Origin of the sequence: Streptomyces sp. NPDC047085 (genome assembly GCF_040643735.1) — a bacterium.
Taxonomy (GTDB): domain Bacteria; phylum Actinomycetota; class Actinomycetes; order Streptomycetales; family Streptomycetaceae; genus Streptomyces.
This window is the reverse complement of record NZ_JBEYUW010000025.1, coordinates 17,208-29,312: the sequence shown is the minus strand read 5'-3', so window position 1 is coordinate 29,312 and position 12,105 is coordinate 17,208. Positions and strand designations below refer to the sequence as shown.

The 12,105-nt window shown below is 67.7% G+C and carries 10 protein-coding genes and 2 pseudogenes; 6 read left to right on the top strand and 6 right to left on the bottom strand.

Features of this window, described 5'->3' with window-relative positions; translation table 11 throughout:
* Positions 1 to 526: 526 nt before the first annotated feature.
* The 3 genes from ABZ865_RS41495 to ABZ865_RS41485 form a co-directional block, all read right to left on the bottom strand.
* A complete protein-coding gene (locus tag ABZ865_RS41495) occupies positions 527 to 1,096 on the bottom strand; it encodes a transcriptional regulator (protein ID WP_361242569.1) in 570 nt (189 codons plus the stop codon).
* 201 nt (positions 1,097 to 1,297) lie between these two features.
* Positions 1,298 to 2,074 carry an endonuclease domain-containing protein gene (locus ABZ865_RS41490; protein WP_361242581.1) on the bottom strand — a complete coding sequence of 259 codons (777 nt, stop codon included), beginning with the start codon at positions 2,072 to 2,074 and terminating at the stop codon, positions 1,298 to 1,300.
* Positions 2,075 to 2,223: 149 nt separating this feature from the next.
* Positions 2,224 to 2,346, bottom strand: a complete 123-nt coding sequence (locus tag ABZ865_RS41485) for a hypothetical protein (RefSeq protein ID WP_361242566.1) — start codon at positions 2,344 to 2,346, stop codon at positions 2,224 to 2,226.
* A gap of 436 nt (positions 2,347 to 2,782) precedes the next feature.
* On the opposite strand from ABZ865_RS41485, the pseudogene ABZ865_RS41480 reads away from it, so the two are divergent.
* Positions 2,783 to 3,166 (top strand): annotated as a pseudogene (locus ABZ865_RS41480) (IS256 family transposase); the annotation flags it as partial.
* A 37-nt stretch (positions 3,167 to 3,203) separates the two neighbouring features.
* Here the strand turns inward: ABZ865_RS41480 and ABZ865_RS41475 are convergent.
* Together ABZ865_RS41475 and ABZ865_RS41470 are read right to left on the bottom strand one after the other, a co-directional pair.
* Positions 3,204 to 3,919, bottom strand: a pseudogene (locus ABZ865_RS41475) (DUF6308 family protein).
* Between the two features lie 347 nt (positions 3,920 to 4,266).
* Positions 4,267 to 4,797, bottom strand: coding sequence for a hypothetical protein (locus tag ABZ865_RS41470; RefSeq protein WP_361242563.1), 531 nt, complete (start codon positions 4,795 to 4,797; stop codon positions 4,267 to 4,269).
* A 1,279-nt stretch (positions 4,798 to 6,076) separates the two neighbouring features.
* Between ABZ865_RS41470 and ABZ865_RS41465 the strand changes: the two genes are divergently transcribed.
* Together ABZ865_RS41465 and ABZ865_RS41460 are read left to right on the top strand one after the other, a co-directional pair.
* Positions 6,077 to 8,173, top strand: a complete 2,097-nt coding sequence (locus tag ABZ865_RS41465; RefSeq protein WP_361242560.1) for a PrsW family intramembrane metalloprotease — start codon at positions 6,077 to 6,079, stop codon at positions 8,171 to 8,173.
* 8 nt (positions 8,174 to 8,181) lie between these two features.
* Positions 8,182 to 8,547, top strand: a complete 366-nt coding sequence (locus tag ABZ865_RS41460) for a hypothetical protein (protein WP_361242557.1) — start codon at positions 8,182 to 8,184, stop codon at positions 8,545 to 8,547.
* Positions 8,548 to 9,021: 474 nt separating this feature from the next.
* Here ABZ865_RS41460 and ABZ865_RS41455 read toward each other — a convergent pair whose 3' ends face one another.
* Positions 9,022 to 9,645, bottom strand: a complete 624-nt coding sequence (locus ABZ865_RS41455) for a hypothetical protein (protein WP_361242554.1) — start codon at positions 9,643 to 9,645, stop codon at positions 9,022 to 9,024.
* Between the two features lie 598 nt (positions 9,646 to 10,243).
* Between ABZ865_RS41455 and ABZ865_RS41450 the strand changes: the two genes are divergently transcribed.
* From ABZ865_RS41450 to ABZ865_RS41440, 3 genes are read left to right on the top strand one after another with little or no spacing between them, the layout of a single operon-like run.
* Entirely contained in the window at positions 10,244 to 10,507 is a 264-nt protein-coding gene (locus ABZ865_RS41450; RefSeq protein WP_361242551.1) for a helix-turn-helix transcriptional regulator, read from the top strand.
* Positions 10,416 to 11,753 carry a DUF6083 domain-containing protein gene (locus ABZ865_RS41445; RefSeq protein ID WP_361242548.1) on the top strand — a complete coding sequence of 446 codons (1,338 nt, stop codon included), beginning with the start codon at positions 10,416 to 10,418 and terminating at the stop codon, positions 11,751 to 11,753. The genes ABZ865_RS41450 and ABZ865_RS41445 overlap by 92 nt, the downstream gene beginning before the upstream one ends.
* Positions 11,708 to 12,043, top strand: coding sequence for a hypothetical protein (locus ABZ865_RS41440; protein WP_361242546.1), 336 nt, complete (start codon positions 11,708 to 11,710; stop codon positions 12,041 to 12,043). Before ABZ865_RS41445 ends, ABZ865_RS41440 begins: the two co-directional genes overlap by 46 nt.
* Positions 12,044 to 12,105 lie beyond the last annotated feature (62 nt).

The window sequence follows — 12,105 nt, the reverse complement described above, 5'->3', positions numbered from 1 at the left end:
TGTGCTATTCCGATCGGTTCGCTCCGCGAACACGACGCGCCGCCGCTACGCGGCGGTTCAACTGCCTTGCTCCGCAAGACAGTTGATTAACCGTCACTCCGTGACGGTGTCTCGGATCGCTCCGCGATCCGAGCAGACGGAATTCGCTCCGCGAATTCCTAAAACCCGCTGGCTGCAAAGGGGCGCCTCCTGGTTCATTTTCTGCGGCCATTCTGACTGTCCATCAAAAATACCTTTAGGGTGGGCGATTTCTGCTCGCCGTATAACGGAGGCTCAAAGCAGCCTCACATCCGTCAGAATGGTTAATCTGAACCAGTCTGGCCGGAATTCAGGAAAGACGCAATCTCGAATCAATGAATTCCCCGGTTTCATAGCGATTCAAGGACACAGGCCAATGGTTCGAGGCGTAGACGGCGGTGCAGGAGGCAAACGGCGCTACGGAGCTTGAGGTGCCGGCGGGAAGCTGGGAGGGAGCGCGAGACCAAGCAGAAGCCGCGGTGCCGGGTGCTCCAGGCTGTCTCGTGGCTCAGGCGGCGAAGCCGATGTTGGTGACGTACTCGTACTGGCCCCATTCCGAGCCGAGGTCGACCACCGCGTCGCTGACCCAGGCGTCGTCGAGGGCCTGGATGTCGTCGTCGGCCCAGGCCCGGACGATGCGGTCCCAGTGGCGGACGTTGAGCGTGCGATAGGAGACGACGCGCTGGCGTGGCCGGTCGACCTGGGACTGGTTGAGCGGGTGGAACTCGACACGGGTGCCGCGGCCTTCGCGGCTGAGGCGGGCCAGGAGGTAGCGGGCGACGTTGTGGCGGCGCACGGTGCGGTAGGCCGTCTCGATGCGTTCGAGGTTCTGCGTAGAGGGGCTGCGCCTGCCGTCCAGCCATGCCTTGAGCGTGCGGTCGGTGACGGTCAGGCCCGCCTCGCGGGCCGCCTGGCGCGCGTGCTCGGTACGGGTCAGGTAGTGCAGCCGGGCGAGCAGACCGCGCCGGGCCGTGATGGGGGTGGCGACGAAGTTGGCGAGCGCATCGAGCCGACGCGCCACCGCTTCCAGGGGCCGCCATCCGGTGTCTCTGAGCAGGATGTACAGCGTGTGGTACACCGCAGGCGGCAGGGTCGGTACTGCTGACGACTTGGGTCGAGTCCCCGAGGAGGTCCGGCGGAGCCACTGCCTCGTGCCGATCGTCGCCAGCAGCAGTCCTGCTGGCACTCGTCCCCACGTGTATGAGGCGGTGGCCGTGCGTGTTTTGGGCCAGGGGCCGGGGTGCTGGCAGGCCGGTCGGGTGACCAACTCATCGCTGGGTCAGGTCGTGGCGGCAGTCACATCTTGCCGTTTGCGGGGTATGCCGGTGGTCTTCGGCCACCGCGGTGAGTCGTGGACCGGCCTGAGGAGCCAGGCGGTGCACTTCGGTGCGCAGCGCAGCGTCTGTTTCGGTTGCTCCGCGAAGCGTGCGGAGGGGTGGGGAAGGAATCCGTCAATGCCGCCGCTGCGCCGTGGGTCGGGCCAGTACCAGCTGAATGAGGCGCCGGGCGGGTTGAACCGGTAGCTGTTGAAGTAGCACTCGCGTGGGTGCCGGCTCAGAGCGATGTCGGTCGCGCAGGCTCCCTCTGCGGTGTTGCACTCGTAGCAGAGCAGGCCGCGGACCAGGCCGGTTACGTGGTCGTGGTCGATGACCTGGGGCGGGCCTGAGCAGGTGGCGCAGCGGCCTTCCTGCTGTCCCCACAGCCGCCACCAGACGTACCAGCGGGGCACCCGGCCTGGGCGGGTCCATGATGCGGTTAGCGGGCCGTGAAAGGGCCGTGGCACGGTGTTCGGCCACAGCGGGTTCCATCCGGAGCACCGGCTATTGCGTGGCACGACCGCGGGGTCGACCGGCTCTCCGGCCCACTCTGCGCCCTTCGGGTAGCAGTAGTCGCAGTGGCGGCGCTCGGTGTCATGAGCAGGGTGGTATAGGCCCTGGTCGTCGAGGCGGACGAGCGCGGGCCAGCCGAAAGGCTCACGCCAGCAGTCAGGAGGTCGGCAGTAGGTGGTGCTGCCCGGGGTCCACGCGCGGAACAGAAGTTGATCGCGTCTGACCATGCTGGCCTCGAGCTGCGCTGCGAGAGCGTCCGCGGTTGGGCTGCCCTGGGCCCGCCGCTCCGACCGCGGCTTGTATCCCGCCTCTGTCAGCAACGACTGTGTTCCTGCGCCCAGAAGGGCGGGGAGTGGAGGAGGCTTCACAGTGACCGTCACTGGTTGAAGGGGGCGCTCAGGTGCTCTGTGGGGCAGACCTCGCAGCCCTTCTCGTCAACGTACACGGGGGCCGCCATTGCGGCGGCGAATAGCCCCTTGGCGTGCTCGCTGCCGTTCACGGCTGACTCCTTCGGTGTGGGTTGGTGTACGGCTCGTCTAGTTCGCCTGCTGGCACGCCACCATCCCCCTACCGCGCATCGCAGCCCCCGAGCTCGTGTCTTCCGTAGGCCGCCGGACTTCACATCCGGCGCATGGTCAACACCCACCCTTACGAACACATGAACGAAAACTCGACTTCATGCCCAGGATTGTCCTGATCACTACGCCTCATCGACCGAGATCGCCCCGTCCCTGCGCGCGGGCGGGAACCTGCCTCAGCGAAAACATGACCGCCCCTCGGACCTGGGAGGGGTGCCTCGCGGAACGCGGAGGGCGCACCTTCCCGAGTGATCGACTTCTGGTCATCGAGTAGTTCCGCCTTGCAGCGCGGGTCGGGAAGGCAGGCCCGTGCTGAGCGTATTCAACGAGGACGGCACCACCCAGAGCGGCTCCCTGATGGACGACATTGTCCGTGAGGGCGTCCGTCGGATGTCGCGGCCCTGGAAGCTGAGGTAAACCAGTAGATACCTGAGTTGGCGGGCGAGCGGAACGAAGCCGGTCGCCGTCTGGTGGTCCGCAACGGTCACCACCGCGAGCGGCCAGTGGCCAGCGCCGCCCGGCCGATTGCGGTGAAGGCACCGCGGGTGAACGACAAGCGATGGCGAGACGGCCGAGCGCAAGCGGTTCTCGTCCAATATCCTCGCCCCTTGGTGCCGGAAGTCCCCGAAGATCAGTGAGGCCCTGCCCCTGCTCTACCTGCAGGGTCTCTCCTCCAGCGACTTCGTGCCCGCGATGGAGCAGTTCCTCGGCTCGGCCGCTGGGCTCTCGCCGGCCACGGTTGTAGTGCCTCAGGCTGAGCCATGCTGGCCGAAGCTCATCAAGGTGTTGTTGGCGCGGACGAGTCGGCGCCCAGCTTCCAGGCCACGACATCAAGGATCCGCAACCGCGACACGTCGTCGGGGGCCTGCGATGCCAGGGCTTCCCACTGCTCCGGCTGCTCCGCGAGGTCCCGGGTCATGCATTCGGCGAGAGTCGAGAAGAAAACTGCGTCAGGTCGCCCAGGCGTGGGATGCATCGGATAGTTGGTGTCCGAGCTGTAGTAGCAAGCTTTGACCTGCTGTCGAAGAGCGGGATGAAAAGCGGGCGCTTCCGATGGAGGATCTTGGTCAACTTGGTCAATCCGATCCCGGGCACCTTTCCGGGGACGTCCAAGACGCCGATCAGACTCTCGAGCAGGGGCCCGTGGCGACCATGGGCCACTGCGGTCTGCAGCGCGAGGTCCTGGGGTACGGCGGCCAGCCCGGCCTCCAGCGCCGGTCGCACAGCGTGCAGCGCGTACACAGCGGCAATCGAGGGACCGGCGTTGAGGAGCAACGGAGCGAGGAGGTCGCCATCATTCAGCTCGTCCGGACCGCTGCCTGTGGCCATCCGGTCGTATGCCGGGTACGCGAACGGCTTGCCCCCCTTGGCTTTCGCGGCGGCCCTGTTCGCCGACTCGTCGAAATAGGAGCGAACCCACCGGGCAGCTACCTCAAACTCCACATCACGCCCACCAACTCGCACCTTTCCGTCGCTCACGCCGCCCCCGAACATCAGTTGTCACTCCACCGGCCCCTGCCCGCAGCCGCAAGGCAACACAGGCTCGACCGACTGCTGAAATGTAGTCACCGGCACTGACAACGACCGGCCCCAACGCACCTGCGCAGCAGGCCGAATGATGTCACGCGGCCAACGTCGGCTCGAATCAATCGCGTTCGAAAGGCCCCAGGTCGTCCACCGGAGGGGAAGGCCGAGGCCGTCGCGCCAACCGCGCGGGCCGGCTGGGGGATCGCGGCCTCAAGGCCGGGAAGTGTCTCCAGGATGTCGAGCAGATCTTCGCCGGAGGTACGTGAGTGAGTAAGCCGCAGCGTACGCGAACCCAGCCGATTGACTGCGCCCACCTACAGGAAGGGAGGAACCCAAATACGCATGCCGAGCTGCCGATAAGCGTCTGCGTTATCCCGGATCGTCCACCAGTTCCGGCGGGTGAGTTGCAGAGATGTCGACTGGCCGGGGTGGCGCTTGCCCAGGGCCGAGCAGATTTCTGTTAGGTCGGACGGGAAGGCCAGGACGCCCGTCACGGCGAACGCTTCGTAGAGGACGAGCGCGTACCAGCGGACGCCGGGGATGCTCCGCACAGTGTGCTCGTTCGGCCAGTCGGAGAGAGGGTTAGCGAGGTACTTGACCTGTACGTACTCGCCGTCGGCCGATATCAGGTCGTAGTTCGCCTGCACCCGGGATTCGGCGAGTTGGCCTTGCCACAGGGCCGCGACCAGGTGCTCGGCGAACTCGGCAAGGGGGTCCCGGTTCGACTGGCCGAGGCCCAAGACCCCCAGCAGGGTTTGCCGTGCCAACCGGTAGGAGTCCAAGCCGCTCAACAGCTCGGCAAGGCCAGCGCCGTTCGGCGCGGGAAGTAGAACGCTATCGGTCACACAGCCACTATTTCGCGCCAGGCCGCAGACCCGCCAGAGGTACTGTGACACTGGAAGAGTTTGGCCGCTGTCCGCTGCGGCGGCAGTCGGCCTGGCCCGCGCGCTCGGCGACGCGGGTTGGGTCGGCCAGCCGCGTCCGGGTGCCTCGTGGGGGCCTGCGGCAAGCCGGGCGGCGGTGCGGTCACCGGTCACACAGACGGTTGATCACCGTTTGTGCTGCGGCGGTTGTGGCTAGAGCGTCCTGGGCAGCCGAGGGTAGCCGAGCCGGCGCCGGTGGTGGCCGGCAGCGCGGTAGCAGGCAGTGCGTCGGGGCGGGCGAAGACCTGGGCGACGGTCCTGGTGACCTCCAGCCCGAAGTCGGCTTCTGTGCCGCCGAGTTCATGCGTAAGGGTGAACCAACCCCACCAGCTCCGAATAACACCCCGCAGATCCGTGTGGCTGTGGCGGGCCGCGGCGCGCGATCCCCTTTCGCCAACCTCCGCCAGCCATAGCCCGAGTGCGCTAGGGGCGCCATGCCCGGCAAGCACTGGATAATCGACCTGGTAGGGGCTCCTCCGGTTCTGCCGGAGGCCACACGCGCGAGTGGCCGGGGCCCTGGTCGCACCCAGGGGCCCCGGCCGGTGTGTGGGCGTTGAGGCGGGGTCGGCCGATCATGTGCCGGCCGGGCCCGCTTCACGCAGGCCTCGACTGCGCCGTCCGCACCCCTCCCATGTCCGCGTCACGTTACCGCGCGAACTGCGCTACACACCCTGCGATCGCGGTGACCGCGCCGAGCACGGCAGTGATCACCTGCGCTCGGGCAGCCCATTCGAGCTGCCTGTGCTGACTGGGCACCTTGGCCCGCTTCCGCATGCTCACCTCCTTGGTGAAGAAACTGATGGACGGGCGCGCTCTGCTCTGAAGCTGAGCAGCCACGCCTACAAAACACCCGTGCATTGGTGGCACACCATCTGGCGGGCCCGGGCGAACCCTGGCGAATAGTCGCCCGGCGACCTATATCGGGCTACGGTCAACTCAGCTGCAAACCGGGGGGCGTTGATGTGAGCAACGGCCCAACCCCCGCCTAGCGGACCTGTTCGGCCTGGCCGGTTGATCCACGGGTGAACGAATCCGTATCGCCGCAGCTTGTACGTGGCGCGGCCGAACGGTGGTGACCGTGCAATGAGTGTTCCGGTGAGTGAATGCAGCGCACCAAAAGCCGTTGATCCGTAGGCCGGAAGCCGTTAGCATGAGATTCGCATTAGCGAATTCCTGTCCGGTGGGGTAACGGGGGACGTGCATGACTGTGCTGATGGTGACCGCGGCCGTGTACGGGGTGCTCCAAATATTCGTCGTGTCCTGGCCCACGCGCTCGGTACGGCTCTCGACGGTGCTGTTGGCCGTGATGGTGGGCGTCTACGCCTGTGGAACGGTCGCGGCCGTGCTGGAACTCGCCTACACGCGAATGCTCGCGGACTCCGCCGGCCGGTCGCTGATCGAGGTCGTGAACACCACCTCGTACACCACGGCTCCGTGGGTCGAGGAACTGGTGAAAGTGTCACCGCTCTTGCTGGCCGGGCTGTATGCCAAGGTCCGTCGTCAGTGGGGCCTGACTGACTTCACCGTGCTGGGGGCTGCGCTCGGCGCTGGCTTCGGGCTGCTGGAGGCGTTGCTGCGCTACTCCCTGGATGTCGACCGGTCGCTCGTGCGCTACGGCGGCTGGCTGGTCCCGGACAGCCTCTCGCCGCCGTACATCCCGGGATGGGCCGGGGTGTTCACCTCCTGGCTGCCTGCTCCGGCCGCTGCGCTGGATCTCGGCCCGACCGGTGACGTCACCGTCGCCGCCTTCAGTCACCTGGCGTGGACGGCCGTGGCGGGAGTGGCGGTAGGGATCCTGTGGCGGGCGCGGGGCTGGTGGAAGCCGCTGGCGGCGGTGCCGTTCGCGGCCTCGGTGGCGCACCACACGCTCACCAATTACGTGATCCAGCATCCGGGCGGACAGCCCGAACGGTGGCTCAACTCCCTTGACGCCGACCTGTGGGCTGCGCCCCTGGTGGCGCTGCTCCTGGCGATGACAGCCGACTGGGCGTGCCTGCACCGCGCGAAGAGCAGCCTTCCAGACATCTTGCTGAAGACCGAGCGCGCGGACGGCGACAGCGCAGCGGCACTGGTTCGCTACGCGACCTGGTGCTTACCGTGGACGACGCTGATCGCACTGCGGTTCGTCCGCCTGCGCCGAGCTCTCTGCTACGCGGCAGCTGCGACTGCGCCCCACACCATCGAGCCGTTGCGCCGGGAAGTCGCTGTCATCGCGGCTCGCATCGATGCCACCGACCACGAGGGGGCCTGGCGGACGCCCGACATACGCTCGCGTGTCAGAGCGGTGCGGCGAAAGGCTGCGCCCCTCCGCAGACGACTGCCGGCCGCTCTCATCTTCTGCGTGCTCGTCCTCCCGTCCGCTCTCTTTCTGGGCGTCGGCTCGTTCAAGACGACGGCCGGACTGCAGAGGTACTTCGCCACCGGTGCCGGGCCGAAGATCCTGCTGGGCTTCGCAACGGCCGCACTGGTGTGGATGGTCTGGCGGTTGGCGACGCTGCTGCGCAGCTGGCGCCGGACTGCCACCCGGGCTCTGGGTGAACAACTGGCCGTCCACCGTTTCCGTTTCGCCACAGCTATGGCCTCCGCAACGACGACTGCCCTCCTCCTGTGGCGCAGCGCAGGCCCAGCCGGCCCCGCGGGCCGGGCCATTCCCCCGGCCCACCTGCTCAACGCCCTCGACCACTTCTTCACCTACCTGGGCTTCGCGCTGCTGCTTCTCTCCCTGCTGGCGCTCTTTCCACCGGGGGCCGGCTTCGCGCTCGCCGGGGGCGAGGCCGTCGGAGGACTCGCCGCGGAGGAGCTTCTTGCCGCCATGCGTCTCGGCCTTGCCGGAATAGCTCTCATGGCAGCCGGAGCCATGGACGGAGGGGGCGACAACGGGAACGGTGGGTCGAGGACGGCTGGCAGCGGGGAGCCACGAGGTGGTTCGATAGATGAGTCCGAGAAGGTATTCAGCCCCAAGGAGCGGAGAATAGCTGAGACCTTGCAGTCGGAAGGGAAGAATGTAAAGGCGCTGAAAGAGTCCCAAGTGGACGGCCGGAAGACCCCTGACGCTGTCGTGGACGGAGTACCGACCGAGTTCAAGACCCTGGACCCGGGAGCAGCCCCGAACTCCGTGAAGAACACCCTGAACACGGCCAAGAAGCAGGCGCGTGATGCTGTGGTCGACGCACGGGGCAGCGGGCTCGAGGAGAGTGGGGCGCGCGAGGGATTGGAGAAGTTCCTGCGGAACAATCCCCCTGGGCGAATGAATTCTGTCCGGATCATTGGCGATGGTTACGATGTTCGATGGCCTTAGGAGTCTTCGTGAGTGAATATCACTACATCTTCATTCGTCCCGGTTTTCCCCGGGATCGACTCATCGGCGATGCTGCGGCGGCCTGCGGCGCCGAAATGAGGCCTGTAGATTCCGAGTTCGTCGACTATGCGGCGAACCTGGGGTATGCGGCGGTCGAGGTCGAGTTCACCCATGAGTACGAGGAAGACCACGGCATGTCGTTCGAGCGCTACGACTCGCTGTTGACCGTCCGGGACTTCGACTCGAACCTGGAACGTCAGGAGGCTACTGCGCGAAAAATCTTCGACAACCTCGCCGCCCTCGACCGCTACGAGCTGCTCCTCGTACGTGACCTGCAAGAGCTGCTCGCCTCGTCCGGGCCCTCGCCTCAGTGAGGGGGTCGGCATTCGGTCTTGGGATCACCCGCATCCGGGCGGTACGAACCCCGAAGAGCTCTGGCCCTGGACGACGAGTGATCGCCGGTCAATTGTCAGCGGTCGGTGGCATGGCTGGTCGGGGAGCGGGAGATCAGGGACTGCTACATCAAGGGCCACGGCACGGACGCGGACCAGGCCGCCCACGCAACATGCCCGCGCTGCACCGCGCGGACAATGATCGTCGACTGCCGCGAGTCCTCGCCGAGGGCTTCCTCGGAAATGGCCGACCAGTCGGGTCACCGGACGCGGCAGCTCACGGGTGGCAAGGTTCTGAGGCCCCGGTTCATCACTGCCCACTGGATCATCATCGCAAGAGGACTTCCATCAGGACGGTGGCAGATCCAGAGGGGGCCACATACGGCAAGACGTTGACGAGTAGCCAGGACGGCCGCACGACACGGAGCCTGGCCCGTCACAGCAGCCGTGGCACGTTCAGGGGCACCGGCCCACCCCACGCGGGTTTCCTCGGGTCACTTCTCGCCGGTGATCGCTGGCGCCAATTCCCGTGCCGCGTAAGAGAGCCCACTGCAGATCTCCCGAGTCCGGGCAGGCCTGCCATGACACCAGCAGTCCTGTTGCCGCCAGTCGGTCAAGCGTGGTCGGCAGTTTCGCGGGCTGGGTACCGCAGGCGCGCGCCATCTGGTCGAGTTCGCCCAGGCCACTGCTGGATTCCGGGTCCGTGTGCGCTGCGAGGTACACGCTTGCCAGTTGAGGCAGCGCTCCGATCGCCCCTGCTGCACAGGAGGAGCCGGCGCGCAGTGCCCAGTCCGCGGCATGTCTTCGGTCGGGGCGGGCTGGGGCTTGGCCCAGCACTGTGACATCGAGCAGTTCAGCGGCGATCTCGTTGGCTGCGTTCCTGGGGGCTGTGCGCAGCCATTGCGCCTGCTCCAACTCGCGCCACGGATCCGAGGTGGTGTTGAGGCGGAGGCTGCGCAGCACGCCTGTGGGCAGCCGGACTTGCATCCTGAAGTTCATGCGGAGCGCGCACTGTAGCGCGAGCAGGCGCGCGGCGGCCGAGGTGCCTGCCGGGAGCGCAGCGGCGAGGTAGCTGAGCATTTCGCGGACCCGGATCCTCTCCCCCGGCCCTTTGGGGTGCCTGTGCCGCCGAGTGGTTGCCGGCTGCAGAGGTGCGTGGGCGAGGGCGGTGTCGGGTACGACGGCGGCCTGTGCTGTCGCTGCGGCGCAGGCATTGCAGGCGTCGACGAGCCCCACAGCCGTCCGCCGCGTTCGCATGCGAGGAGGAGACGGATGGGGCCGGCGCAACCGCGGTGGCGGCAGTGCCAGCGGCAGCCGCGTTCGTGGCACTGGCAGATTCGTAGGTGCGGGGGACGCTGGTCACCGCGCGCATGTCGTGCGAGGTGGGCCAGGGCAGCCGAACGAGCAGAGACTGCGGTGACCGGTGTAGTGCCGTGTGGGCAGTGCTGGCAAATGAGAACGAGCCCGCCGGCATGCGGGCGCAGTTCCACGGTCCAGGCGCGCGGCGTCGCCGGACATGCTGTGCGCAGCCTCATGGACGCGTGTTCCTCCAGTTGCTTCCGCGCTGGTTGTGCCCTTGGTCGTGGGGGCGGCCGCCCACCGTAGTGCAGACCTCTGCCCTCTGCTACTGGCGTCACCTGGGGAAATAGGGCAGGGGTCTGCACCGTCGGATGGACGGGTGACGATCTTGCCGCCCGATCCGGACCTCGACGCGCTGCGGTTGGAACTCGCGCGTCTGCGGGCCGCGCGCGGGTGGAGCTACGACGAGCTCGCGTCCCGCAGCGGCCTGGCCAGACGCACCGTCATCAAGATCGAGCAGGGCCGCACCATCGGCACGCTGAAGACCTGGCATGCCCTCGCCCACGCCCTGGACACCCCGATCGACGAGCTCTTCAGCACCTTGTGCCGCGGGCACGACCTGCCCGGCCCGACCCGGGACTGACTCCCCGTCCGGGCAGCTGTCGCAGATCACCCGAACCGGCGAGACCTCCTCGAATGCGCGATCACGCTTTCGCACTCCAGTAGCACCGTACGAGGCTGACCGGGCGATCCGACAGAGCTGCTGCCACGGATCCGGCGTGTTGGCTGGCAGGTTCGCCCGCATGCGCTCCACACCTCCTCCCCCGGCCCGGCGCTGGGACGGCAGCCTGGTCAGCCACCGCGTGCGCCGTTCCCTGCACGTCTCCCCTGACGGCGTCAGCCGACTCCTGCGCTGCGGCCAAAGCGCCCGGTGCCGCGAGTGCGGCAACCGGATCGAGTGGTACCACCGGGGCACTCAGCGGCAGCCTGTCCGCCTTCATTCGCACGAACTGCCGGCCGCCTGGGTACCCGCCTCGTGCCGCTGGCACGTCAGTTCCGGTGTCGCCTACCCGGCTGGAGACGGCAGTAGCTGGTGCCGTCTGCCGCACGCCGTCGTCTGCCCCGCCCGAGACGCTCCCCCGACCCCTCCCGAACTGGCCGGGCTGCGCCGGTCGCTGGCCGTGCACACCCGTCGCCTGATCGACGCCGGCTCCTTTACCCCTCCCCCGGCCTCGCCGGGCGGCCCGGCACCTCAGTCGGCCGTCTGCCGCCCGGCCCGGCCCGTCGTGCAGCTGCTGTACATCCGCTACCTCGCTGTCCGGCCGGTGGACGAGATCCAGTGCGTCGCCCAGACCCGGCGCCGTCACCGCTGCACCAGTACTCTGCTCTCTCCCGATGCCCCGGTCGGCACCTGGACGCTGGTCCCGGCCATCGCGACGAGCGGTCAGCTGGCCCTCCCCACCACGGTTATGGCCATCTACGACCTCGGCAGCATCCCGTACGCCGAGCAGCTGCGCTGGCGCGCTCAGCGCTGCCTGCAGCACGCCGCCATCCCCAGGCCGCCGACCTGGCAGTGGCCGACTGGGAGCCCTTCGACCCCTTCCGCCACCACGAGCACATCCACAACCGCCTTCCCACCCGCACCCGACGCCCAGGCCCCACGGGCAGGGCAGACGTGGCAGGCCGCCCATGACGCCCTTCCATGTCGTCGAGATCACCCTGCCCAGGCCCGCCACCCACACCGAGCTCCGGCACACTCGCGAAAGTGTCCGGCTGTCCGCCAACGCGGACCGCTCCTGGTTGTGGCGTCCAGAGCGGGCCCAGCCCTGGCGGTTCCCTGCACGTGCTACGGCGCCAGCTGCGCACCCAACTGCCGATCGACGCCCTGACCACGCACTACCCGGACCGGCGCGGCCAGGTTCCGCTCAACATCGCTCTCAGCCCCTCGGCCGATGCTGCCCTCCACCGGATCGCAGCAGTCCTCGGGCAGCGGCCGCAGGAGGTGCTCAGCCAGTGGGTGACCGCGGACCTTGCCCGGCATGCGCCGCAGGAACGTGCTCGACGCCTGGAGAACCGGCTCGAGAGCCTGCTCGTCCACCACACCCTCGAAGAAGTCCTGGTGTGCGCGGCCCGCGTCCATCCCAGCCGGCGTCACCACTGCATTCCGGCAGCGCAGTGAGCTCATCCTGCAAGCTGCGCCCTGCCGGGACGGCAGTGGACACCGCTGTACTCACTCTTCTC

What these genes read in the sequence shown, in the direction of transcription:
- ABZ865_RS41490 (WP_361242581.1), bottom strand. Translation starts at nt 2,074, where the DNA reads ATGGTCAGACGCGATCAACTTCTGTTCCGCGCGTGGACCCCGGGCAGC.
- ABZ865_RS41465 (WP_361242560.1), top strand. Translation starts at nt 6,077, where the DNA reads ATGACTGTGCTGATGGTGACCGCGGCCGTGTACGGGGTGCTCCAAATA.
- ABZ865_RS41455 (WP_361242554.1), bottom strand. Translation starts at nt 9,645, where the DNA reads ATGCTCAGCTACCTCGCCGCTGCGCTCCCGGCAGGCACCTCGGCCGCC.
- ABZ865_RS41445 (WP_361242548.1), top strand. Translation starts at nt 10,416, where the DNA reads ATGCCCTCGCCCACGCCCTGGACACCCCGATCGACGAGCTCTTCAGCA.